Annotated in this window: 24 protein-coding genes; 17 read left to right on the top strand and 7 right to left on the bottom strand. The window is 67.8% G+C overall.

The window, feature by feature from the left end; all coding sequences use genetic code 11:
• Positions 1-46 precede the first annotated feature (46 nt).
• The 7 genes from puhB (at position 47) to BMX29_RS00575 (ending at position 5,246) form a co-directional block, all read left to right on the top strand.
• Entirely contained in the window at positions 47-748 is a 702-nt protein-coding gene (gene puhB, locus BMX29_RS00545) for a photosynthetic complex putative assembly protein PuhB (protein WP_092809551.1), read from the top strand.
• Positions 749-758: 10 nt separating this feature from the next.
• Positions 759-1,229 carry a photosynthetic complex assembly protein PuhC gene (puhC, locus tag BMX29_RS00550; protein ID WP_092809553.1) on the top strand — a complete coding sequence of 157 codons (471 nt, stop codon included), beginning with the start codon at positions 759-761 and terminating at the stop codon, positions 1,227-1,229.
• 13 nt (positions 1,230-1,242) lie between these two features.
• Positions 1,243-1,539, top strand: a complete 297-nt coding sequence (locus tag BMX29_RS00555; protein WP_092809555.1) for a hypothetical protein — start codon at positions 1,243-1,245, stop codon at positions 1,537-1,539.
• Positions 1,536-2,672: a magnesium-protoporphyrin IX monomethyl ester (oxidative) cyclase gene (acsF, locus tag BMX29_RS00560; protein WP_092809557.1), complete on the top strand. Its 1,137-nt coding sequence runs from the start codon at positions 1,536-1,538 to the stop codon at positions 2,670-2,672. The genes BMX29_RS00555 and acsF overlap by 4 nt, the downstream gene beginning before the upstream one ends.
• 85 nt (positions 2,673-2,757) lie before the next feature.
• Complete coding sequence (gene puhE / locus BMX29_RS00565) at positions 2,758-3,558, top strand: putative photosynthetic complex assembly protein PuhE (RefSeq protein ID WP_092809559.1); 801 nt, start codon at positions 2,758-2,760, stop codon at positions 3,556-3,558.
• On the top strand, positions 3,548-4,762 hold the full coding sequence (gene hemA / locus BMX29_RS00570; RefSeq protein WP_092809561.1) for a 5-aminolevulinate synthase: 1,215 nt from the start codon (positions 3,548-3,550) through the stop codon (positions 4,760-4,762). Before puhE ends, hemA begins: the two co-directional genes overlap by 11 nt.
• Positions 4,763-4,835: 73 nt before the next feature.
• Complete coding sequence (locus BMX29_RS00575) at positions 4,836-5,246, top strand: c-type cytochrome (protein WP_092809563.1); 411 nt, start codon at positions 4,836-4,838, stop codon at positions 5,244-5,246.
• 39 nt (positions 5,247-5,285) lie between these two features.
• Here the strand turns inward: BMX29_RS00575 and BMX29_RS00580 are convergent, their stop codons facing one another.
• A complete protein-coding gene (locus BMX29_RS00580; RefSeq protein ID WP_092809565.1) occupies positions 5,286-7,055 on the bottom strand; it encodes a KpsE/RkpR family capsule polysaccharide export protein in 1,770 nt (589 codons plus the stop codon).
• Positions 7,033-7,692, bottom strand: a complete 660-nt coding sequence (locus tag BMX29_RS00585; protein WP_043844847.1) for an ABC transporter ATP-binding protein — start codon at positions 7,690-7,692, stop codon at positions 7,033-7,035. The genes BMX29_RS00580 and BMX29_RS00585 overlap by 23 nt, the downstream gene beginning before the upstream one ends.
• A gap of 208 nt (positions 7,693-7,900) precedes the next feature.
• Between BMX29_RS00585 and BMX29_RS00590 the strand changes: the two genes are divergently transcribed.
• Positions 7,901-8,686 carry an MBL fold metallo-hydrolase gene (locus BMX29_RS00590; RefSeq protein ID WP_092809567.1) on the top strand — a complete coding sequence of 262 codons (786 nt, stop codon included), beginning with the start codon at positions 7,901-7,903 and terminating at the stop codon, positions 8,684-8,686.
• A 239-nt stretch (positions 8,687-8,925) separates the two neighbouring features.
• Here BMX29_RS00590 and BMX29_RS00595 read toward each other — a convergent pair whose 3' ends face one another.
• Genes BMX29_RS00595 through BMX29_RS00605 form a run of 3 tightly spaced genes read right to left on the bottom strand, consistent with a single transcriptional unit; the run spans position 8,926 to position 11,919 of the window.
• Positions 8,926-9,612, bottom strand: coding sequence for a GntR family transcriptional regulator (locus BMX29_RS00595; protein WP_092809569.1), 687 nt, complete (start codon positions 9,610-9,612; stop codon positions 8,926-8,928).
• Positions 9,567-10,721, bottom strand: coding sequence for an acetylornithine deacetylase (argE, locus tag BMX29_RS00600; RefSeq protein WP_092809571.1), 1,155 nt, complete (start codon positions 10,719-10,721; stop codon positions 9,567-9,569). The genes BMX29_RS00595 and argE overlap by 46 nt, the downstream gene beginning before the upstream one ends.
• 1 nt (position 10,722) lies before the next feature.
• Positions 10,723-11,919 carry a M24 family metallopeptidase gene (locus BMX29_RS00605; RefSeq protein WP_043844850.1) on the bottom strand — a complete coding sequence of 399 codons (1,197 nt, stop codon included), beginning with the start codon at positions 11,917-11,919 and terminating at the stop codon, positions 10,723-10,725.
• A gap of 457 nt (positions 11,920-12,376) precedes the next feature.
• Between BMX29_RS00605 and BMX29_RS00610 the strand changes: the two genes are divergently transcribed.
• The 7 genes from BMX29_RS00610 to BMX29_RS00640 all read left to right on the top strand — a co-directional run bounded on the left by BMX29_RS00610 (position 12,377) and on the right by BMX29_RS00640 (position 19,806).
• The gene (locus BMX29_RS00610; RefSeq protein WP_043844851.1) at positions 12,377-13,477 is read left to right on the top strand and encodes an ABC transporter ATP-binding protein; all 1,101 of its coding nucleotides are present in this window, start codon (positions 12,377-12,379) and stop codon (positions 13,475-13,477) included.
• A 133-nt stretch (positions 13,478-13,610) separates the two neighbouring features.
• A complete protein-coding gene (locus BMX29_RS00615) occupies positions 13,611-14,729 on the top strand; it encodes an extracellular solute-binding protein (RefSeq protein WP_043844852.1) in 1,119 nt (372 codons plus the stop codon).
• A gap of 145 nt (positions 14,730-14,874) precedes the next feature.
• Positions 14,875-15,162 (top strand): DUF1330 domain-containing protein, encoded by a 288-nt coding sequence (locus BMX29_RS00620; RefSeq protein ID WP_043844853.1) that lies wholly within the window; start codon positions 14,875-14,877, stop codon positions 15,160-15,162.
• A gap of 5 nt (positions 15,163-15,167) precedes the next feature.
• Entirely contained in the window at positions 15,168-16,883 is a 1,716-nt protein-coding gene (locus BMX29_RS00625) for an ABC transporter permease (protein WP_092809573.1), read from the top strand.
• 4 nt (positions 16,884-16,887) lie between these two features.
• On the top strand, positions 16,888-18,078 hold the full coding sequence (locus BMX29_RS00630) for an ABC transporter permease (RefSeq protein WP_051487753.1): 1,191 nt from the start codon (positions 16,888-16,890) through the stop codon (positions 18,076-18,078).
• A gap of 1 nt (position 18,079) precedes the next feature.
• Positions 18,080-19,060, top strand: a complete 981-nt coding sequence (locus BMX29_RS00635; RefSeq protein WP_092809575.1) for an App1 family protein phosphatidate phosphatase — start codon at positions 18,080-18,082, stop codon at positions 19,058-19,060.
• Entirely contained in the window at positions 19,057-19,806 is a 750-nt protein-coding gene (locus BMX29_RS00640; RefSeq protein WP_092809577.1) for a class II aldolase and adducin N-terminal domain-containing protein, read from the top strand. Before BMX29_RS00635 ends, BMX29_RS00640 begins: the two co-directional genes overlap by 4 nt.
• An 86-nt stretch (positions 19,807-19,892) precedes the next feature.
• On the opposite strand, the gene BMX29_RS00645 is transcribed toward BMX29_RS00640, so the two are convergent.
• Positions 19,893-20,390, bottom strand: a complete 498-nt coding sequence (locus BMX29_RS00645) for a lytic transglycosylase domain-containing protein (protein WP_043844856.1) — start codon at positions 20,388-20,390, stop codon at positions 19,893-19,895.
• Between the two features lie 176 nt (positions 20,391-20,566).
• Here BMX29_RS00645 and BMX29_RS00650 point away from each other — a divergent pair, with 176 nt between their 5' ends.
• Both BMX29_RS00650 and BMX29_RS00655 read left to right on the top strand, forming a co-directional pair.
• A complete protein-coding gene (locus BMX29_RS00650) occupies positions 20,567-21,433 on the top strand; it encodes an SDR family oxidoreductase (RefSeq protein ID WP_092809579.1) in 867 nt (288 codons plus the stop codon).
• Positions 21,434-21,467: 34 nt separating this feature from the next.
• Positions 21,468-22,070 (top strand): exopolysaccharide biosynthesis protein, encoded by a 603-nt coding sequence (locus BMX29_RS00655; RefSeq protein ID WP_043844858.1) that lies wholly within the window; start codon positions 21,468-21,470, stop codon positions 22,068-22,070.
• Between the two features lie 7 nt (positions 22,071-22,077).
• On the opposite strand, the gene dxs is transcribed toward BMX29_RS00655, so the two are convergent.
• Positions 22,078-24,006: a 1-deoxy-D-xylulose-5-phosphate synthase gene (dxs, locus tag BMX29_RS00660; protein WP_092809581.1), complete on the bottom strand. Its 1,929-nt coding sequence runs from the start codon at positions 24,004-24,006 to the stop codon at positions 22,078-22,080.
• Between the last annotated feature and the right edge of the window lie 30 nt (positions 24,007-24,036).

Raw genomic sequence — 24,036 nt, forward strand, 5'->3', positions numbered from 1 at the left:
GCGCCCCAGCCAGGCGCGCCCGAACGACATTGGGGAGGGACGGGACATGAGCCAACATCACGACGATTTCGCGGTCGAGCCGATCCGCGGGCTGCCGGAGCTTCCGCCCGAGGGCGAGACGATCCTCTGGCAGGGCCGGCCGGACGCCTTCGCACTCTCGTGGCAGGCACTGAGCCTGCCGTGGATCGCGGGCTATTTCGTGGTGCTCGCCGCGTGGCGGTTCCTGTCGTTGGTGGACCTGCTGCCCATGGGGCAGGTGATCGGATACTCTGTGCCGTTCCTCGGCCTCGGCGCCATCGTGCTCGGGCTTCTCGGCGCGTTCGGTTACGTGCAGGCACGCAGCACGGTCTACACGGTCACGAACCGCCGGATTGCCATGCGCGTGGGCGCGGCGCTGACGGTGACGCTGAACCTGCCCTACACACGGATCGCGGCGGCGGACTTCGCGCCGGGGCGGCGCGGAACGGGCACAATCGCGCTGCACACGCTGGGCGGGCCGAAGCTGTCCTACCTTACGCTCTGGCCGCACGTGCGCCCGTGGCGCATCTCGGTGCCGCAGCCCGCGCTGCGCTGCATTCCCGACGCCGAGCGGGTGGCGCGGCTGATCGCCGAGGCCGCGGAGGCCCGCGTGGCAATGCCGCAAGTCGCACAGGCCGCTGCAACGGCCGCGGTCGCCGCTCCGCCGTCCGCGCCAGCCGCGCGTCCCACGCGTCCTGCGGCGGCCGCGGCCGCCGTGGCCGCGGAGTGAGGGCCGGGCGATGAGCACGCAAAACGCCGATTTCCGCGGATCGTCCGAGGACCTCGTCCCGCTTCCGCTGATCCGCGCACTCTGTGCGCTGGTGGTCTTCAGCCTCGTCACGGTGAGCTGGGCCGTGCTGACCGACCGTCCGCTCGACGCGACGCCGCCCGACAGCCGCGTGGTGGCGGAACGGGTGCTCTACCTCGACGGGGACCTCGCCGGCGCCGCGCGGATCACGGAGGCCGACGGCACGCTGGTCGCGGACCTTGCGCCGGAGGAAGGCGGGTTCATCTCCGGTGTCGCGCGCGTCCTCGACCGTGAACGCACCAAGGCGCGCGTCCCGCCCGACGGGCCGGTGCGCCTGATCGCCATGGAAAACGGCCGGGTGGCGATCCTCGATCCGTCCACCGGCTGGCGCGCGGACCTCATGGGGTTCGGCGCCGACAACGCGGCGGCCTTCGCCAGGCTGCTGCCGCAACCGACCGAATGAGGAGGGAAGTCTCATGGGTCTACTGACGAAAGAGGTCGAACGGGCACCCTGCACCGTCGAGATCAGCCACAAGTTCGAAAGCCTGCACGCCCACGTGCGGTTCAACAACGGCGCCGTGATTCATCCCGGTGACGAGGTGAAGGTCCACGGCCCCGAGATCATGGCCCCCTTCGGCGAGGTCGTGAGCGAGGACCGCGAGGCGACCATCGTCCGGGCCTCCAAGCTGGAGCGGCTCTGGACCCGCCTGACCGGCGACCTGGAAGTGATGGAGCTTTGCGAGTTCTCGTTCTCCGAGGAGGTGCGGCTATGAACGTCCATGCTGATCCCGTCGCCGACAAGCGCGCCGAGGCCCAGACCGCCGAGGAGGGCATCGCCCTTCAGGAGGAGCAGGCCAAGTACGACAGCGCCTTCGCCACCGACGTCGCCATGCAGAACACCCTGCTGACGCCGCGCTTCTACACCACCGATTTCAACGAGCTCGACGCCATCGATGTCTCGCCCGTGCGCGCCGACTGGGACGCGCTGATCGCCGAGATGGAAGCCGATCCGAACAAGGGTCACTTCAAGAAGACCGAGGCCTGGGACCACGTCGACTGGGACGGCATGGACCCCGCGCTCAAGAAGGAGTTCATCGACTTCCTGATCTCGTCCTGCACCGCCGAGTTCTCGGGCTGCGTCCTGTACAAGGAGATGAAGCGGCGCGGCACGAACGTGGACGTGACCAAGCTGTTCCAGCTCATGGCACGGGACGAGGCGCGGCATGCGGGCTTCATCAACGACGCGCTGCGCGAGGCGGGCGTGGCGGTGAACCTCGGGTTCCTGACGCAGAAGAAGAAGTACACCTTCTTCCGGCCGAAGTTCATCTATTACGCCACTTACCTCTCGGAGAAGATCGGCTACGCCCGCTACATCACGATCTTCCGGCACCTCGAGGCAAATCCGCAGCACCGTTTTCACCCGATCTTCAAGTGGTTCGAGGAGTGGTGCGGCGACGAGTTCCGCCACGGCGAGGCCTTCGCGCTGCTGATGAAGACCGATCCGAAACTGACCAGCGGCGTCAACGTCTGGTGGATCAAGTTCTTCCTGACGGCGGTCTATGCCACGATGTACGTGCGTGACCACCAGCGGCCGGCCTTCCACGAGGCGCTGGGCGTCGATCCGGACTGGTACGCCCACGAGGTGTTCACCAAGACCTCCGCCCTGTCCGAGCAGATCTTCCCGATCACGCTCGACATCGAGCACCCGCGCTGGCAGCGCACGCTGGAGACGCTGCACCGCGCCAACGTCGCCATTGCCGACGGCAAGGCCACGGGCGGCGTGGCCGGAAAGCTGAAGGAGCTGGCGAACTCGGCCAAGGCGGCGTGGTGCTTCGCGGCGCTCTACACCATTCCGGCGAAACGCCACGACCGGCCCGAAAGCGTGCGGCTGGAGCCGGTCTATTGATGCGGTCGGGGGACATGCGCGTCGCGCGCCGGGGGCTCTGCCCCCGCACCCCCGGAGTATTTGTCCCGAGAAGAGGGGGGGCGCCGTGAGCGGATCGGCCGGTTTCGCGGCGCTCTTCGCGCTTTTCGCCTGGTGGTTCTCGACCGGGGCGATCCTCCTGGTCGTGCGGTGGGCGGACCGCGGCGGCTCCGGCGGCGCGACGACGGTTGCTGCGCTGCCGCTCCTGGCCGCGGGGCTCGCCGGCGTGTGGCTGAGTGCCGGGGATGGCAGCGTGGCCGGGGTCTACGGGGCGTTCCTCTCGGCGCTGGCGGTCTGGGGATGGATCGAGCTGGCCTTCCTGACCGGCACGATCACCGGGCCGAACGCCCATATCTGTCCGCGCCACCTGCCGGAATGGGAACGCTTCATCCGGGCGTGGGGCGTGCTTGCCTACCACGAGATGCTGCTGGTCGCGACGCTGATCGCGCTCTGGGCGCTTACTCGCGACGCCGCCAACGCGGTGGCGTTCTGGACCTTCGCCGTCCTGTTCTTCGCGCGCGTTTCGGCCAAGCTGAACCTTTTCCTCGGCGTGCCGCGCATCAACACCGAGTTCATGCCCGCCGCGCTCGCGCACGTGCCGAGCCACTTCCGCAAGGCCGGCGTGAACGGGCTGTTCCCGGTTTCGGTCACCGCGCTCGCGGTCGCCACCGGGGCCTGGGGCGTGGAACTGGCGTCGGCGGAGAGTGCCGCGGCGGCCGCCGGGTTCGCGCTGCTGGCCGCGCTCACCGCGCTCGCCCTGCTCGAGCACTGGTTCATGGTGCTGCCGGTGCCTGACGAGAAACTCTGGCGCTGGATGCTGCCCGCGCCCACCACCAAGACGACCCGGGAGGATGCCCATGGACTTTGACGCCCTGTTCGCCAAGGAGCTCGACGCGCTGCGGCGCGACGGCAATTACCGCATCTTCGCGGAACTGGAGCGCGAGGCAGGCGCGTTCCCGCGCGCGACGAGCCACGACGCCGACGCGCCGGACCAGGTGACGGTCTGGTGCTCGAACGACTATCTCGGGATGGGGCAGCACGCCGATGTCATCGCAGCCATGTGCGACACCGCGCGGGCCTGTGGCACCGGGGCGGGCGGCACGCGTAACATCAGCGGCAACACGCACCAGCACGCGCTCCTGGAGGCCGAGCTGGCCGACCTGCACCGGAAGGACGCGGCGCTGCTCTTCACCAGCGGCTATGTCTCGAACTGGGCGGCGCTGTCCACCCTGGGCGCGAAGCTGCCGGACGCGGTGATCCTGTCGGACGAGAAGAACCATGCCTCGATGATCGAGGGCATCCGCCATTCCAAGGCCGACAAGGTGATCTGGCGGCACAACGATCCCGAGGACCTCGACCGCAAGCTGGCGGCGTGCCCGTCCAACGCCACCAAGATCGTGGCCTTCGAATCCGTGTACTCTATGGACGGCGACATCTGCCCCATGGACGAGATCGTGGAGGTCGCCGAGAAGCACGGCGCGATGACCTATCTCGACGAGGTGCACGCGGTGGGCATGTACGGCCCGCGCGGCGGCGGCGTCAGCGAACGGCTCGGGTTGCAGGACCGCATCACCCTGATCGAGGGCACGCTCGGCAAGGCCTACGGCGTCGTCGGCGGCTACATCGCCGGGTCGGCGGCCCTGTGCGATTTCATCCGGTCCTTCGCGTCGGGCTTCATCTTCACCACGGCGCTGCCGCCGGCGGTCGCCGCCGCGGCGCGGACCTCGATCGCGCATCTCAAGGAAAGCGACGCCGAGCGCCATCGCCAGCGCGGGCAGGTGGCCAAGCTGCGCGCGCGGCTCGACGCGCTGGGTATCCCGCACCTGCACAACGACAGTCACATCATCCCGGTGATGATCAAGGACCCGGTGAAGTGCCGCCAGATCGCCGACATCCTGATGAACGACTTCGGGATCTACGTGCAGCCGATCAACTATCCCACGGTGCCCAAGGGCACCGAGCGGCTGCGTTTCACCCCCGGGCCGCTGCATTCGGACGAGGACATCGAGTACCTCGTGCAGGCGCTGAGCACGCTCTGGAAGCGGTGCGCGCTGGCGCACGCGGTCGCGTAGGGTTTACCGGACCTGTTTTCCGGCGCACGGGAGCTTAGATCAGCGGTCTGACCCGACCCGAGACGTCTCCCCCATGCGCCGAATTCTGACCACCCTCTTACTGACCTTTTCCGCCGGCCTCCCGGTTGCGGCGCAGGACGCCGGGCGGGGCGCCGCCCTGTTCGGGCAGTGCGTCGCGTGCCACTCGGTCGTCACGCCGGACGGCACGGTGCTGCGCGGCGGGTCGCGGGTGGGACCGAACCTCTACGGCGTGGCAGGACGGCGGGCGGGCGGCGATCCGGGCTTCGATTACAGCCCGTGGCTGCGCGAGGCGGGGCGCACCGGCCTGACATGGACGCCCGAGACCTTTGCGGCCTACCTCAGGAATCCGACCGCCTTCACCAAGGACTGGCTCGGCGACGACAGCGCGCGGGCGCGCATGGCGTTCCGGCTGGAGTCCGGGGCGGGCGACATCCTCGCCTACCTGCGGAACCTGGAACGGTAGGCGTCCGACCCCGCGCCGGGGCGCAGGGCCGAGAGCCTATCAGGCCGAAACCTGTTCCCTCAGGATCGAGGCGGTGAGCGACACCATCAGGTAGATGCCCGAGAAGATCAGCAGGGCGAGGAGGGTGTTCTCGAAGGCGCGCGGATAGGACGGATCCTCGGAGGCCACCGGCACCACGGATGTGGTCAGGTAGCGCGCCTGGCTGTCGGCGTCGCGGCGCGCGGTCTCGAGCCGTTCGAGCGCTGACGACAGCATCATGTCGCGGGTGGCAAGGTCGGCCTCGGCCAGTTGCACCTGCACCGCCACGTCGGCGAGCGAGGTCTCGCCCTCCTGCGCGGTGGTCATCTGGGTGTTCAGTTCGGCCAGCACCGCCTCGAGCCGGCGGATGTCGCCTTCGGCGCCGTCGACGCGGCTCTGGTTCGGGCGGGCGTTGTCGAGCAACGCCTGAAGCTGCAGGCGCTTTTCGCGCAGCTGGACCTCGAAGGTGTTCATCTGGCTGCGCAGGGCGGCGATCCGGCCCTCGGGGTCGAGGAGCGAGCTTTCCTGCTGCAGGCGGACCAGCTTCTCCTGCGCGTCGCGACGAGCGACCTGTGCCTCTTCGAGCGCGGCCTCGGCGTCGATCACGGCGTTCGAGCGCTTGCGCTGTGACAGGTTGTCGACGCGCTCTTCGGCGTAGGAGATCAGCGCGCGGCTGAATTCGGCGGCGACCTCGGGGTCGGCGGCGGTTACCTCCATTTTCACCACCCCCTCGGTGGGGTCGTAGCCGATCTCCACGTTGCGCTGGTAGACATCGTAGGCTTCCTCGTTCGAGGCGGTTTCGTCCAGCCGCTGAAGCGGGTCGATGAAATCCTGGCTGAAATGCGTCTTGAAGCCCTCGTCGCGGTCGAGCCGCAGCATCGCGTCCTTCGAGGCGAGGTAGGATTGCACAGCGATGGCGTCCTGGTTGGTGGCGAACTGGGTGCCCGAGAACAGCCCGCCGACGCCGCCTCCGCCGCCGCCATCCGCCGCGAGGATGAGGAACTGCGACTTGGTCGAATAAAGCGGCGTGGCCACGTTGAAGAAATAGTGCCCGGCCAGCGCCGTCGGCACGGCGATGAAGAAGAACAGACGGGTGACGAGCAGCGCCATCTTGCGGCGGCGCCGGCGCGCGAGGTCGCGCTGCATCCGGCTGATTTCCTGCGCGCGGCGCTCGGCCGGGCTGGGGCCGGGATCGACCTCGGTCGAGGGGACCTGCTGCTTCTTGAACTGCATGGTCTGCGGCAGCTGCACGCGGGCGTCGTCCTTGCGCGCGGGGCGGCCGGGCGCATCCTGTTCCGCGGGTGCCTTGGCGCGCGCCTCGGGCGCGGGAGCAGCGGCGCTCTCGGTGCCATCGTCGTTACGGGTCACCACCAGCTCGAGCGTGTTGATGCGCTGGAACGGGTCGATGCCCTTGAGCCGCAGGAGCCGCACCGCGTCGAAGTCCGAGGTCGGCGCGAGCCCGTGCTTCTGCGCCACGCGGCGGGCCATGCGCAGCTGGCGGCCGGTCAGGCCCTCGGCGCGGATTGCCTGGATGTCGGTTTCGCCCTGCACCTCGGCGGCGGAGGACACGGCGCCGCTGCGGGGAGCGGCGGGTGTCTCTCCGGCTACGGCGCGGCGGCGCGGGGCTTCGGCGTTGGCCGCGTTGGCGGCCTCGGGGCGGGCCGCTGTGGCACGGCGACCGGCCGCGGCCGCTTCGGCGGTCTCGATATCGAGCGCATGGTCCGTGGTCTCTGCCGAGGCGGAGGACGAGCGGCGGATGCGGAATTTCCTAGCCTTGAGTTTCGTAGTCATAGAGCCGCTTCGCTTCTTCCAAACTCTCGAACATGTGCATCTGGCCGTCCATCAGCACGGCGGCCCGGCGGGCGAACTTCTCAAGGACCTGCGGCTGGTGGCTCACGATCACGATGGTCGTGGTGCGCAGCCGCTCTGCCAGCACTTCTCCGGCGCGCCGGTTGAACTCCACGTCGGTGGAGGACGGCATCCCCTCGTCGATGAGGTAGATGTCGAAATCCAGCGCCAGCATCAGCGCAAAGGAGAACCGCGCCTTCATACCCGACGAATAGGTGCCCAGCGGCTGGTCGAAATATTCGCCGAGGTTGCACAGCCACCGGCAGAACGCCTCGACGTAGTCGGGATCGAGCCCGTAGAGCTTGGCGATGTAGCGGGCATTCTCGCCCGCCGAGATCTTGGCGATCACGCCGCCCATGAAGCCAAGGGGGAACGACACCCGCGCGGTGCGGCGGATCGTGCCCTCGTCGGGTTTCTCCAAGCCCGCCATCATCTTGATGACCGTGGTCTTGCCGGTCCCGTTCGGGGCTAGGATGCCGAGGCTTTCGCCCAGATCGACCCGGAACGACACACGGTCGAGGATCACCTTGCGGTGCGATCCCGTCCAGAAGGACTTGCTGACCTGGTCGAATTCGAGCATCCGGAAGGGGCCTCGTGATGGGGGACGCGGCCGTGCCTTGCCGCACGGTTCGTTTGTAAAAGCGCTATTGCCAGATTTTGTTCGGAGTATGTCTGCTTCTGGAAACAAAAGGCAATCGTGCCGCCGTCTGTGCCTGACGCACCGGTGAATTGACCATGTCGACCGCGTACTATGTGGCAGCCGAGGTTCCGACAGGAGGGTCCCCCGCATGACACAGACACGCCGCCAGTTCCTCGTCACCGCCACGGCCACGGCCGGCGCGATGACGGTCCTGCCCTATTCCGCAATGGCCGAGCAACACATGAGCAACACATTCGCGACCGACGCCGGAGATCTGACGGTTCACCCGGTGAGCCACGCCTCCTTCGTCATGGAAACGCCGAAGGGCACGATCTACGTCGATCCGGTGGGGGATGCCTCGGCCTATGCCGACTTCCCTGAACCCGACCTGATCCTCATCACGCACGAGCACGGCGACCACTACAACGCGGAGACGCTTCAGGCGCTGATGGCCGACGGCACGCATCTGATCACCAACCCCGCCGTCTCCGAAATGCTTCCCGAAGGACTGGCCGAGGGCGCCGAGTCGATCGGCAACGGCGAGTCGACCGAGTGGGAGAGCCTGTCGATCGACGCGATCCCCGCCTACAACACCACCGAGGGCCGCACCGATTTCCATCCCGAGGGGCGCGACAACGGCTACGTGCTCGGCTTTGACGGCTTCCGCGTCTACATCTCCGGCGACACCGAGGACATTCCCGAGATGCGCGCGCTCGAGAACATCGACGTGGCTTTCGTCTGCATGAACCTGCCCTTCACCATGACCGCCGAGCAGGCGGCCGATGCGGTGAACGAGTTCCAGCCTGCCTATGTCTATCCCTATCACTACCGCGGCCGTGACGGCGGCACGCAGGACCCGCAAGAGTTCGCAGGCGTGGTCGAGGGCACCGAGGTGCGCACGCCCGACTGGTATCCCGAGAACGACGAGCTCTGATCCCGGCGGCAAGCGCCGTGCCGGCATTGAAAGCCTCCGCAGACCTCTGCGGGGGCTTCCTTGTTTCTGGTCGTTGACCGGGACAAATGCGTTGCGGCCCCGGCGCGAAAGTGCGGCCGCAGGCCGGCGCGCACCCCGGGCCGGCAATTTGTTGGCGCCGGCGGCCTTGTTCGGTGCCTGGCCGCTTTCAAGCGCGCCGCTCACCGGCCCGTCGCCGCGCAACTCGGATATTATCAGGCTCACGCCTCTGTGGTCAGGCGGCGGTAGCTCATCGAGATGTGCGCCCGGCGAACGAGGGCGGCGGCGCTCGGGTCGTCGGCGTCGAGGGCGGCGGCGACCTGCCGGATCTCCTGTGCGAAGGACGTTGCCTCGCGGCGCAGGTCCAGCCGCGGGATGGTCTGCAGCCAGATCCGCGCCGTCTGGTAGTAGAGCCGCTCGGACGTCTCGGCGAGCGCGGCGTTTCCGCAGAGCCTCAGGCCGAAGTCGAAGAAGTCCATGTTCAGCGTCGCGAAATCCCGTGGGTCGGGGCGTGCCACCAGCGTCTCGCTCCGGTCCACGAAGTCACGCGCCTCGGCGCGGATCGCGGCCGTGACGGGGCGCGGCGACAGGGTGCCGGCGAGCTGCGCCAACTCCATCCGAAGGGCGTAGACGTCGGACAACTCGCGTGCGTCGACGTCGGTGACGATCGTGCCGACACCGTGACGCGCCTCGACCAGGCCTTCGTCCGAAAGTCGTGCCAGCACCCGGCGCACGGGCGTGCGCGACACGCCGAACTCGGCGGCCAGCGCCTCTTCGCCCAGCTTGGTGCCGGGCGGGTAGTCGAGCAGGCAGATCCGTCCCCTGAGCTCGGCGTAGAGCTTGCGAAAGCGCTCTTCCGCGCTCAGGCGGCCAGGTTCCGCCGCAGGCCTTCGAGCATCGTCAGGCATTCGGACAACTGTGTGCGCGAGATGTATTCGTCGGGCTTGTGGGCCTGCGCGATCGACCCCGGCCCGCAGACCACGACGGACATGCCGAGCTCCTGGAAGAGGCCCGCCTCGGTGCCGAACGGCACCACGTCGGCGGAGTTGCCGCCGGTAAGCTGCGCGACCAGCGCGCGGGCCATGTTGTCGTCCATCGGCTCGAGGCCCACGACCTCGCCGATGGTCTCGACGCTGATGTCGGCCCAGGGCGTGATGGCGCGCATGGCCGGCAGAAGCTCGCCCTCGACGTAGGCCTGCAGCTGCTCCTTCACGAACTCGGCGTCGCCATACTGAACGGGCCGCATTTCCCACTCGACCTCGGCGCGGCCGGGGATGACGTTGTGCGCGACGCCGCCCGCCAGCTTGCCCACGTTGACCGTGGTCCAGGGCGGATCGAAGCGGGAATCGCGCGGGGCCCGAAGCTTCAGTTCCTCGGCCAATTCCATCAGTCGGGTCACGTATTTGACGGCGTAGGCGACCGCGTTGACGCCGCGGTCGGGGTTTGAGCCGTGCCCCTCGAGCCCGTGGAACCGCGCGGTGTATTCGCAGCAGCCCTTGTGGCCTTCGATGATGCGCATCTCGGTCGGCTCGCCGACCACCGCGATGGCGGGCAGATGCTCGCGCTGCTTCAGAAGCGGCACCAGCGCCTGTGCGCCGAGGCAGCCCACCTCCTCGTCGTGGGTGAAACAGAAGTGCACGGGCCGACGCAGCGACGTGGCGCCGTATTCGTCCGCCATCGCCACCGCGGCGGCGATGAAGCCTTTCATGTCGCAGGTGCCCCGACCCAGCAGAAGGTCGCCGCGCTCTGTCAGCTCCCATGGGTCGGTGGACCAGTCCTGATCCTTGACCGGCACCACGTCGGAGTGTCCGGACAGCAGAACGCCGCCCGCCACGTCCGGGCCGATCGTACCCCAGAGATTGGCTTTCTCGCCGGTCTCGTCCGCGAATATCTCGACGCGGGCGCCCGCGGATTCGAGGCGGTCGGCGAGATTGCCGATCAGCGCGGCGTTCGGATCGGACGAGACCGAGGGATGGGCGATCAGGTCGCGGAGGATATCTTCGGTGCGGTCGAGCATCTCAGTCCTTCACGAACATCTTGCGGGGACGGTTGCAGAAGGTCTCGGCCGCGCCGTCCTCCTTGATGAGGATCGACTCGGTGATCTCGAGACCCCAATCCGACATCCAGAGGCCTGGCATGAAGTGGAAGGTCATGCCCGGCTCGAGCACGGTCTCGTCTTCGGAACGCAGGGAGATCGTCCGCTCGCCCCAGTCCGGCGGATAACTCAGACCGATCGGGTAGCCGCAGCGGGCGCCGCGTTCGATGCCGGCCGATTCCAGCGGCGCGGCCAGCGCGTTGGCGATATCGCAGGCGCGATTGCCGGCGCGCGCTGCCTCCAGACCGGCCTCGAGGCCCTCGACCAGCGCCGCTTCCGCACGCTTGAAGATGTCCGACGGCTCGCCGAGGAAGATCGTCCGGCAGAACGGCGCGTGGTAGCGACGGTAGCAGCCGGAGATCTCGAAGAACGTGGCCTCTCCTGCATTGAACGGGTCGCCGTCCCACGTCAGGTGCGGAGCGGCAGCGTCCGAGCCCGAGGGCAGCAGCGGCACGATGGCGGCGTAGTCGCCCCAGTGCCCGTCCACGCCGGTGAGCGCATCGCGGTAGACCTCGGCCACCACCTCGTTCTTCGGGACGCCGGGTTCCACCCGCTCGATCAGGCCGTCGACGATCTTCTCCGAGATCTTCGCGGCGCGGCGAATGAACACCAGCTCCTCTTCGGACTTCACCGCACGCTGCCAGTTGGTCAGCGCGGTTGCGTCGATCAGCGTGGCGTTCGGCAATTCCTGCACGAGGGTCATGTAGGCCTTGGCCGAGAAGTAGTAGTTGTCGAGCTCGACCCCGATCCGGGCCTTTTCGAGTCCCATGCCGATCAGGCGCTGCGCGAGATCCTGCATCGGGTGGCGTTCGGTCGACTGCACGTAGTTGTCGGCGTAACCGATCACCCGGTCGTCGCCCATCCAGACGGTGCGGACGGCGCCGTTGGCGTCCTGGTTGCGGCCCCACCAGATCGGGTCGGCATCCGGAAGGACGATCACGCCTTGGTGCACGTAGAAGGACCAGCCGTCGTAGCCGGTCAGCCAAGCCATGTTCGAGGGGTCGGTGACGTAGAGGACGTCCACCCCGGCCCGATCCATCGCGGCGCGTGTCTTGGCCAGACGTCGGGTGTATTCGTCTTCACTGAAGGGCAGGTCCTTGGAGAAGCGGTGATACGCCATGGGCACGCCTTTCTGCCTTGCTGGGTCTTACTCCCCCAGTCTTTCCAAATTGTGTACATCTCACCTTGCCTATTCGCGACATGGCATGACGTTTCCTGACCTCAGGCCGATTTTCGATGAAAATTTCGGCGCCTGAAAGGGTCTCGGGGCGACCCTCCCGGCATGTTGTGTACAACCTCGGCCAAAGTGCAGAACGCCCGGCGGGGTGATTCCGTTTCATCCGGGGTGTCGCACGGGCCTTTGGAAGTCCTCTCCGGCGTCGGCCGCTTCGCTGCGAAGGACGGAAGCGCGCAGCCGATCCGCCTGTCAGGTGCCCCGAACTTGAGCAAATCTCCTGTTTGAGCCGCCAGTGCCTGCAAAAGCGGCATCAGCAGTTGCATCGCGCAATCCGCCGCGCTTTAGTCATGGCAATCAAACGCGGGACAACACCGCGAACGACAAACCAGGGAGCCAACGGTTGGCAGATACGGCGGCAAGCGACGCATTCGTCGCGTTTGAACGTGTGCAGAAAAGCTACGACGGCGAAACGCTCGTCGTGAAAGACCTCAACCTCGCGATGCCCAAGGGCGAGTTCCTGACGATGCTCGGGCCCTCGGGATCGGGCAAGACCACCTGCCTGATGATGCTCGCGGGCTTCGAGACCGCCACTCATGGCGAGATCAAGCTCGACGGCAAACCGATCAACAACATCCCGCCCCACAAGCGCGGCATCGGGATGGTGTTCCAGAACTACGCTCTTTTCCCGCACATGACGGTTGCCGAGAACCTGTCGTTCCCCCTCGAGGTGCGCGGAATGGGCAAGGCCGAGCGCGAACAGAAGGTGAAGCGCGCGCTCGAGATGGTGCAGATGGGTCGCTTCGGCGGGCGCCGTCCGGCGCAGCTTTCGGGCGGCCAGCAGCAGCGGATCGCGCTGGCGCGCGCGCTGGTGTTCGAGGCCGAGCTTGTCCTGATGGACGAGCCGCTCGGCGCGCTCGACAAGCAGCTGCGCGAGCACATGCAGTTCGAGATCAAGCGCATCGCCGACGACCTCGGCATCACCGTGGTCTACGTGACCCACGACCAGACCGAGGCGCTGACGATGTCGGATCGCGTGGCGGTGTTCGAGGCCGGCGTGATCCAGCAGCTCGCTCCGCCGAGCGAGCTTTACGAGGCGCCGCAGAACAGCTTCGTCGCGCAGTTCATCGGCGAGAACAACACGCTCGAAGGCGTGGTCGAGGAGATCGGCGGCAATCGCTGCACGGTCCGGCTCGACTCGGGCGACATCATCGACGCGGTTCCGATCAACGTCTCGCAGAAGGGCGAGCGGACGCGCGTGTCGATCCGCCCCGAGCGCGTGGAATTCGATCCCCAGCTCGGCGACGCGGCCCACACGCTGACCGCCGAGGTGCGCGAGTTCATCTACATGGGCGACGTGTTCCGCACGCGGCTGTCGGTGGCGGGCAACGACGAGTTCGTGGTCAAGACCCGTAACCGCGCGGACCAGAAGCGGCTGTCACCGGGCGAGACCGTCCGGATCGGCTGGCTGCCCGAGGATTGCCGCGCGCTCGACGCAACGTAAGGTTCGTTTGTCCTGCCGTCCCGATGCGTGCCCGAGGCGCGCCCGAACGGGGACGGTGGACCGAAGAAGGGTCCGAGCGTTCCGCCCGTGACACGGACCCACGACGCAAGACGGGTGCTACAGGGAGAAAGAGATGACCATCTCCAAGACGCTTCTGGCCACAACCGCGCTGACGCTCGCGGCAGGCACTGCGTTCGCACAGGACCAGGAAATGGCCGACAGCATGACCATCGTCAGCTGGGGCGGCGCCTACCAGAACAGCCAGCAGAAGGCCTATGCCGAGCCTTACATGGAGAACAATCCCGACGTGTCGATCACGTGGGACGAAAGCTCCAACGAGGCGGTGGCCAAGCTGCGTGCTATGAACGAAGCCGGCAACATCACCTGGGACCTCGTGGACGTGGTGGCTTCCGACGCCATTCGCCTCTGCGACGAAGGCCTGGCGATGGAATACGATCCCGACGACCTGCTGGCCGAAGCCCCCGACGGCACCTCGGCCGAGGATGATTTCGGCGACATGATCGTGTCGGACTGCTTCATCCCGCAGATCGCCTACTCGACCACCTTCGGCTACCGCACCGACATGGTCCCCGAGGGCGCCGACGCGCCGAGCGACATCTGCTCGGTCTTCGACCTCGAGACCTACCCGGGCAAGCGCGCGCTCGAGAAGCGCCCGATCAACAACATGGAGTGGGCGCTCCTGTGTGACGGCGTCGCCAAGGACGAGATCTACGACGTTCTGGCCACCGAAGAGGGCCAGGACCAGGCGCTCGCCAAGCTCGAGACCATCAAGGACGACGTCGTCTGGTGGTCGGCCGGCGCCGACACGCCGCAGCTTCTCGCCGACGGCGAGGTGTTCATGGGCTCGACCTACAACGGCCGCCTGTTCTCGCTGATCGAGGAGCAGGACCAGCCCGTCGCCATGATGTGGGACGCGCAGGTCTACGACCTTGACGGCTGGATCATCCCGACCGGTCTGCCGGACGACCGTCTGGCCCGCGTGCGCGACTTCGTGACCTTCGCCACCGACACCCAGCGCCTCGCAGACCAGGCCAAGTACATCTCGTACGGCCCGGCGCGCGAATCCTCGGCGCCGCTGGTGGGTCAGCACGCCGACCTGGGCATCGACATGGCGCCGCACATGCCGACCAACCCGGAGAACGCCGGCAACACGTTCCTCTACAACTACGAGTTCTGGGCCGACTATCGCGACGACATCGACGCGAAGTTCCAGGCCTGGCTCGCGCAGTAAGACGGGGCAGGGCGGGCCGGCGCGACCGGCCCGCCACGCACATCCGGAGGCGGGCGGTCCCGTCCGCCTCCGACATCGACCAGAACGACAGGCGCCGCCCGAACGGCGCAGGACACCGACAGGGAACGGCCGCAGGACACGGGCCATGCCGAAGGGCTACATCATCGCACATATCAGCGTTCGCGATCCGGAGGCGTATCGCGAATACGTCGAGCGCGACACGCCGATCCTCGAAGGGCTGGGCGGACGCTTCGTCGTGCGCGGCGGCCGTGCCGAGGTGATGGAAGGCGAGACCCACGACAGGCACGTGATCATCGAGTTCCCGACCTACGACGCGGCGCTCGCCGCCTATAACGACACCGCCTACCAGGAGGTCGCAGCCATCCGGCGCGCCAGCGCCGACAGCGTGATCCTGGTGGCCGAGGGGACGTGACAGACATGACCGACGCCACCCAGCATCCGATGGACGGGCCGACGCCCGACGACGCGCTTCGGCAGGCCAAGGCCGCCGACAGCGTCGACGACCAGGGCCGCCTTCTCGCGGCGGACGGCACGCCGCTCAAGCGCTCGCTCGCGCGCTCGCTCCGGGTCCAGAAGATCCGTGCACTTGCGCTGATCGCGCCGCTGCTGCTGTTCGTCCTCGTGACCTTCATCGCGCCGATTGCGGACATGCTGTTCCGCTCGGTCGAGAACGAGATCGTCCCCGAGACGCTGCCACGCACGGTTCAGCTCATCGGCGACTGGGACCACAACTCGGGCGAGGCACCCGACGCCGAGCTGTTCGAGGCCTTCTACTACGACATGGCCATCGCCGCGCAGCTCAAGAACCACACCCGTCTCGGCACGCGCCTGAACTACGAGCAGACCGGCATCTCCTCGCTGTTCCGCCAGTCCGGCCGCGACATCGAGGACATCGGCGACGTCTACGTCGACCAGTTCGAGGACCTCGACGAGGCGTGGGAAGAGCCCGCGACCTGGCTCGCGCTCATGGGCGATGCGGATTGGCGCGACAGCTACATGGAGTGGTTCGAGGGCGAGCAGGCGGGTGCGCCGCCGGCCTTCCAGCCCTCGGCGGCCGCCAGCGAGGCGCTGCCCCGCACGGTCGAGATGTACACGCTCTTCTCCGAGTTCACTGCCGGTGCCCGTCGCGACAGCCTCGCCGAGGACGAGCCGTGGCCCGTGGCCTACACCGCGCTCTACCAGGACCTGACGGCCCAGCCGAGCGCGACCGCCCCCTTTGAGGGCGAGATGGCGACGCTGGTCGGCGCCGCCGAGGACGCGGTCGCGGACTTCGAGACCGTGGACTTCCGCAGCTATTTCATCGACGAGATCGACGAGGACTGGGGCAACCCCGAGGTCTGGGCGACGATCCAGACATTCTCCGGGCCGTTCACCGCCGGCTACTTTCTGAACGCGGTGGACATGCAGGAGACGCCCGACGGCGTGGCCATGCAGCCCGACGACCAGCGCATTTACGGCCTTCTGTTCAAGCGCACTATGTTCATGTCGCTGACCATCACTTTCTGCTGCATCGCGCTGGGCTACCCGGTGGCCTACCTGCTGGCGACCCTGCCGATGCGGTCGGCGAACCTGCTGATGATCCTCGTGCTGCTGCCGTTCTGGACTTCGCTGCTGGTGCGGACCTCGGCGTGGAAGGTCATGTTGCAGCAACAGGGGGTCATAAACGACGTGCTCGTCTGGCTCGGTCTCGTCGGCGACGGCTCACGCCTGGTGATGATCAACAACCAGTTCGGCACCATCGTGGCCATGACCCACATCCTGCTGCCGTTCATGATCCTGCCGATGTACTCGGTGATGTCGACGATCCCGCCCTCCTACGTGCGCGCGGCCAAGTCGCTGGGCGCGACCAACTGGACGGCGTTCTGGCGGGTCTACTTCCCGCAATCGGTGCCGGGCATCGGCGCGGGCTCGATCCTCGTCTTCATCCTCGCCATCGGCTACTACATCACCCCCGAGATCGTCGGCGGCACCACCGGCACGTTCATCTCGAACCGGATCGCCTACCACATCTCCAGCTCGCTCAACTGGGGCCTCGCCGCGGCGCTGGGCACGATCCTTCTGGGCGTGGTTCTCATCCTCTACTGGGCCTACGACCGGATCGTCGGCATCGACAACGTGAAGCTGGGAGGCTGACGCGATGAACGACGTCGTCATCACCGAGACCAAGACCATGCCGATGGGCTTCACCCTGCCCGTGGTCGCCGCGGCGGGGGCCTTCTTCGGCCTCTTCGTGGGCACCGCGCAGGGGTCGGGCCTCCTCGGCATCCTGATTGCCGGGGTCCTCTGCGCCGCCATCGCCTACGTCGCGATCTTCGTCGTCGGCACCGCGCAGGAGCGCGCGGTCCGCTGGGCCTGTGTCGCGCTCTTCGCGCTCGGCGGGTTCCTCTTCGCCGGCATTCCGGCGGCGATCATGGGCGCGCTCTTCGGCTGGTTCATCGGCTGGTTCGCCTACTGGATCGGGCGCTGCCGTTACCGCATGACCCTGGCCCCCTACCTGACCTCGGGCCAGGTCCTCTGGCACTACAGCTTCCGCGTGCTCTGCGGGGCGATCTTCGTGTTCCTGATCACGCCGATCCTCGTGGTCATGCCGCTCTCGTTCAATGCCGAGAACTTCTTCACCTTCACCCCCGAGATGCTGTCCTTCGACCCCGAGGGCTACTCGCTGCGCCACTACCGCAACTTCTTCCAGTCCTCGGAATGGCAGCACGCGCTGCGAAACTCGCTTCTGATCGCGCCGGTCGCGACCCTGCTTGCGGTGAGCTTCGGCACGCTGGCGGCCATTGGTCTCAGCCAGCCCCACGTCCCGGGCCGGCAGGTCATCATGGCGATCCTGATCTCGCCGATGATCGTGCCGCTCATCATCTCGGCCGCGGGCATGTACTTCTTCTACAGCCGGATCGGCCTTCAGGGCACCTATGTCGGCGTGGTGCTGGCGCACGCGGCGCTCGGGATTCCCTTCGTCATCATCACCGTGACGGCGACGCTCGTGGGTTTCGACCGCTCGCTCACGCGGGCAGCGGCGAACATGGGCGCGAACCCGGTGACCACGTTCTTCCGCGTGCAGATGCCGCTGATCCTGCCCGGCGTGATCTCGGGCGGCCTCTTTGCCTTCATCACGTCGTTCGACGAGGTGGTGGTGGTCCTGTTCGTCGGCTCGGCCAACCAGCAGACGCTGCCGTGGCAGATGTTCACCGGCCTGCGCGAGCAGATCTCGCCCACCATCCTCGCGGTGGCGACGATCCTCGTGGGCATCTCCATCTGCCTGCTGACCACCGTCGAGATCCTGCGGCGCCGGTCCGAGAAGATGCGCGGCATGAGCCCGGGCTGACATGCTCAAACAGGCACTCGCCCGAATAGCGCACCCGGTCGAACAGGCGTTCGACCGGGTGTTTCTTCGCTCCACGCCCGACGAGGTGGTGATCGATCCCTACCTCGGCTACGCGACGCCCGAGCACATCCTCCTGCGCGGCCGCGTCTTGACGCATCTCAGACGAACCAACCCCGCGCCCGAGGCCAGCTGGTGGGTGAACCTGCGCCAGATGGCGGGCCTGTTCCTGACCCGCGAGGTTGCGGGAAAGACGGTGTGCTGGGGCGAGGTGACCGCGCAGACCGACGAGGAGGGCTATTTCACCCTCCACGTGCCGCGCGGCGAAGCCGCGCCCGGCTGGTTTTCGGCCGAGGTCGCCATCGATGGCGGCGAGGGCGCGACGCTCGAGGCGCTGGTTCCGCCTGCCGACGCGCCATTCGGCGTGATCTCCGACATAGACGACACGGTGCTCGAGACCGGGGCCTACTCGCTCCTGCGGAACCTCTGGACGTCGCTCACCGGCAACGCGATGACTCGGCACGTCTACGAGGACGCCGTGACGCTGATGCACGGCTTCGTGCGGCTCGGCGCGCCGGTCTACTTCGTGTCGTCGAGCCCGTGGAACCTGCACCATTTCCTGCGCCGCATCTTCGAGCGGCATGACCTGCCCAAGGGCCCGATGTTCCTGCGCGACCTCGGCATCTCGCGGACGCAGTTCATCTCGGGCACCCACGGCGACCACAAGGGGGCGGCCATCGACTCGCTGCTCGCCGCCAATCCCGATCTGCCTTTCGTGCTGGTGGGCGACACCGGCCAGCACGACCCGCAAGTCTACCTCGCCGCCGCCGAGCGTCACCCGGGCCGGATCGTGCGCGTCATCCTGCGCGAGCCGGGCAAGGGCGCCGACCGCCGAGACCTCGCCCGGATCGAGGCGATGGAAGAGCGCGGCATCGTCGTCGAGCACGGCACGGACTACACCGCCATCATCCCGGAGCTGCCATGACCATCCATGCCCCCAACCTGACCGATTGGGACACGCGCGCCGACCTTGCCGCGGCCCTGCGCTGGACCGCCCGGCTCGACATGCACGAGGGCGTCGCCAACCACTTCTCGATCGCGGTGAACGAAGCCGGCACGCGCCTCCTGATCAATCCGAACCAGCGCCACTTCTCCCGCGTCCGCGCCTCGGACCTCGTGGAGATCGACGCGGACGATCCCGCGACGCTCGATCGTCCCGACGCGCCTGATCCGACCGCATGGGGCCTGCATGGCGCGCTCCACCGCCGGGTCCCGCACGCGCGCTGCGCCATGCATGTCCATTCGACCTACGCCACCGTGCTCGCGACTTTGGCCGATCCCACCCTTCCGCCGATCGACCAGAACAGCGCGGCGTTCTTCGACCGCGTTGTGATCGACGACCAGTACGGCGGCCTCGCCTTCGAGGAGGAGGGCGCGCGCTGCGCCGCCCTCTTCACCGACCCGAAACGGAAGGTGATGATCATGGGCAATCACGGCGTGCTGGTGATCGGAGCGAGCGTGGCCGAGACCTTCGACCGGCTCTACCATTTCGAACGCGCCGCCCGCACCTACGTCCTCGCGCTTCAGACCGGACGCGCGTTGCGCGTGCTGTCCGACGAGATCGCGGAGAAGACCGCCCGTGAACTCGAGGCCTATCCCGAACAGGGCGACGGACATCTCTCCGAACTCCGCGCCATTCTGGACGCGGAAGCCTCGGACTACGCGAGCTGACGGCGCTGACGCGGCTCTTCTCGTCGCCAACACTCCGGGCGTGCGACGGGGGCAGCACACCCCCGCCCGCGGTCCGGCGTCCGCGCTCAGCCCGCGCGCAGGCCGGTCTCCACCAGCATCCCGCGCCGCTTGGCCTCGTAGTAGTAGCCGCGGGCGTACCAGCCGACCGCGCGGTCATAGCTTCCATCCGACACGAGCCAAGCACCGCGCAGATATTTCACCGCGTACTTGAGGTTCGTCTCGGCATCGAGAAGGTCGCCCGGCGCGCCCCGGAACCCCATGGTTCGGGCGGTGGCGGGCAGGATCTGCATGAGACCGTAATAGGGGCCGTTGCGTGCGCCGGGCCGGTGGGTGCTCTCGCGGATGATGACGCGGTGCACCAGCGGGCGCGGCACGCCATAGAGATCGGCGTACTCGTTGATGAGCTGCCGCAGCTCCGGCGTCTCGTTGGGATGGAGCGGCAGCTTTGGCTGCTGGACCGGGGCGAAGTTGGCCCGCTCGGCGGTGTCGAGCGGGGCGAGGCTGGCGCAGCCCGACAGGCCGAGGCCGGCCAGGGCGACGAACGCGGCGACGGTGAGGCGCATCGCGGGTATCTCCGAAAGAACTGTCCCTGCCTCGCTCATAGCCCAGGAACCTGCTCGCGGAAGCCGGAAGCTGCGCCGCGGGCTCTCGCTCGGCGGTCCTTCGCCGATCGCGGCAAATGCGCCGTCGCGTTCGCGCAATGCTTGCCAAACGATCCCGTGCGCCTCATCTTTGCGCCATGACCCAAACACGTCCCACGCTCCTCGCCCTCGGATACGGGTTCTCCGCCCGTGCGCTGGCCGCCCGCCTCCTTCCGGAAGGATGGCGGGTCCTGGGGACCACCCGCGACGACGACAAGGCCAAGCGGATGCAGGCCGAAGGTGTCGAGGCGGTCTCGTGGTCGGCCGAGGGCCTCGCGGATGCTCTGAGCGAGACCACGCACCTGCTCGTCTCCGCGGGCCCCGACGATGACGGCGACCCGAGCCTCCGCCTGGCCGGTGACGCCATCGCAGACGCCGCTCCGGCGCTGCACTGGGCCGGATACCTCTCGACCACCGGCGTCTACGGCGACCACCACGGGGGCTGGGTGGACGAGACCACGCCGCTCCTGCCGACGACCGAACGCGGAGAGAAGCGCGTCGAGGCCGAGGCGGCCTGGGGCGCGATTCCCGGCCTGCCGCTGCACGTCTTCCGGCTGGCGGGCATCTACGGTCCGGGCCGCGGGCCGTTCGAGAAGCTGCGCCGCGGCAAGGCCGAGCGGATCGTGAAGCCGGGGCAGGTCTTCAGCCGCATCCATGTGGACGACATCGCGCAGGTTCTGCACGCGTCCATCGAGCGGCCGAACTTCGGCGCCGTCTACAACGTCTGCGACGACGACCCGGCACCGCCGCAGGACGTGATCGCCTATGCCGCCGAGCTTCTCGGCGTGCCGGTGCCGCCCGAGGTTCCCTTCCACAAGGCGGACCTGTCGCCGATGGCACGCAGTTTCTACTCGGACAACAAGCGGGTTTCGAACGACCGCATCAAGACCGAGCTGGGTATCGAGCTGATTCATCCGAACTACCGCAGCGGTCTGGCCGCGCTCCTCGACACCGAACCGGCCTGACGACACGCGCCGCCCGCCGTCCGGAGGACTTTCGATGAGCGACACGGACGGCCCGCCGGTCACGTCCCTTGGCGAGCTTCTGACCCGGATCGCGCCCGCGGAGGGCGAGACCAGCGTGTCGGTGGCGGAGATTCTGGACAAGATCGGGGACCGCTCGTTCCCGGCGGCGATCCTTGTCCCCGCGCTGATCCTGGTTTCCCCGGTCTCGGGCATTCCCGGCACGCCCACGATAGGCGCATGCATCATCGCGCTGATCGTGGCGCAGGCGCTGCTGGGGCGCGATCACCTCTGGCTGCCGGGCCTCCTGACCCGACGCGAGATCGGTGCGAAGCGGCTGAGTCAAGGGCTGTCATGGCTGCGCAAACCGGCGGGATGGGTCGACCGGCACAGCCGCGACCGCTGGACGATCCTGACGTATCCGCCGTTCAGCACGGTGTCGCTTCTGTCGATTCTCGTGGTGGTGATGACGTGGCCGCTGCTCGAGCTTCTGCCGTTCTTCACCTCGTTCGGCGCCGGCGCAGTATCGCTCTTCGCCATCGGGCTGATGATCCGCGACGGGCTCTACATCATCGCGGGCTGGATCACGGTCGCGGGCGTGCTCGCCGTGGCGACCGCGATCTGGCAGGGCATCGTCTGAGCGCGGGTCAGGCCCGCCGTTCGCTCATCCGCGCCACGCCCATGACGTCCAGCACCTTGGCCTCGATGTCCTCGGCGTTCAGCTTGGCCACCGCGTACATGTCCGCGGGGCTGGCCTGATCGATGAAGATGTCCGGCAGCACCATCGAGCGGAACTTGAGGCCCTGGTCGAACACCCCTTCGTCCGCCAGAAGTTGTGCCACGTGGCTGCCGAAGCCGCCGACCGCGCCTTCCTCGATGGTGATCAGCGCCTCGTGATCGCGGGCGAGTGTCAGGATCATCTCCCTGTCCAGCGGCTTGGCGAAGCGCGCGTCGGCGATGGTGGGCGTCAGCCCGCGTGCCTCGAGCTTCTCGGCGGCCTCGCGGACCTCCTTGAGCCGGGCGCCGAACGACAGGAGCGCCACGCCCGAGCCTTCGCGGATCATCCGGCCCTTGCCGATCTCGAGAGGTTCGCCGCGCTCGGGCATCTCGACGCCGACGCCTTCACCCCGCGGGTAGCGGAAGGCGATGGGGCCGGAATCATGCGCCGCCGCCGTGGCGACCATGTGCACCAGTTCCGCCTCGTCGGCGGCGGCCATGACGGTAAAGCCCGGCAGGTTCGACAGGTAGGCCACGTCGTAGCTGCCCGCGTGGGTCGCGCCGTCGGCGCCCACGAGCCCCGCGCGGTCGATGGCGAAGCGCACCGGCAGCCGCTGGATCGCCACGTCGTGCACCACCTGGTCGTAGCCGCGTTGCAGGAAGGTCGAGTAGATCGCCGCGAAGGGTCGCATCCCGCCTGCCGCGAGGCCCGCGGCGAAGGTCACCGCGTGTTGCTCGGCGATGCCGACGTCGAAGCAACGCGACGGGTAGGCGTTGTTGAACAGATCGAGCCCGGTGCCGTCGGGCATGGCCGCCGTCACCGCGCAGATCCGGTGATCCTGCTCGGCCTCCTGCAACAGCGCCTTGGCGAAGGTCTTGGTGTAGGACGGTGCGTTCGAGGCGGCTTTCTTCTGCTCGCCCGAGGGGATGTCGAACTTGGCGGTGGCGTGGCCCCGGTCGGCACGATCCTCGGCGGGTTTGTAGCCCTTGCCCTTCTGGGTGATGACGTGCAGCAGGACCGGCCCGTGGGCGCGCGCCTTGATCGCGCGCAGCACCGGCAGCAGCTGCGTCATGTCGTGCCCGTCGATCGGGCCGAGATAGCTGAAGCCCAGTTCCTCGAAGAGCGTGCCGCCCATGGCCATGCCCTTGAGCATGTCCTTCGCGCGCTTCGCGCCCTCGCGGAAGGGCTCGGGCATGAAGGAGACGATGCCCTTGGCCGCGTCCTTGAGCGTGTGGAACGGCGCCTCGGCGTAGAGCCGCGACAGGTAGGACGACATCGCACCGGTGGGCGGCGCGATGGACATCTCGTTGTCGTTCAGGATCACGATCATCCGCTTGCCGAGGTGGCCCGCGTTGTTCAGCGCCTCGTACGCCATGCCCGCGGACATCGCGCCGTCGCCGATCACCGCGATGGCGTCGCCGTGGCCGGTCTCGGACTTGCCGTCGAGGTCGCGCGCCACGGCAAAGCCGAGCGCGGCCGAAATCGAGGTCGAGGAATGCGCCGCGCCGAACGGGTCGTAAGGAGATTCCGAGCGCTTGGTGAAGCCCGACAGCCCGTCCTTCTGGCGGATGGTGCGGATCCTGTCGCGGCGCCCGGTGATGATCTTGTGCGGATAGGACTGATGCGAGACGTCCCAGATCAGCTTGTCGCGTGGTGCGTCGAACACCGCGTGCAGCGCAACGGTCAACTCCACAACGCCGAGGCCCGCGCCCAGATGGCCGCCGGTCTCGCTCACCGCCGAGATCGTCTCGGCGCGCAGCTCGTCGGCCACCTGTCGCAGTTCGACGTCCGAGAACGCCTTGAGGTCGGCCGGCGTGGTCACGCGGTCCAGATACGGTGTGGCGGGACGGTCTGACATGGCTCGCGCCTCCTCTCTGCGCGTCGGCTG

This window comes from Roseivivax marinus (assembly GCF_900109705.1).
Taxonomy (GTDB): Bacteria; Pseudomonadota; Alphaproteobacteria; order Rhodobacterales; family Rhodobacteraceae; genus Roseivivax; species Roseivivax marinus.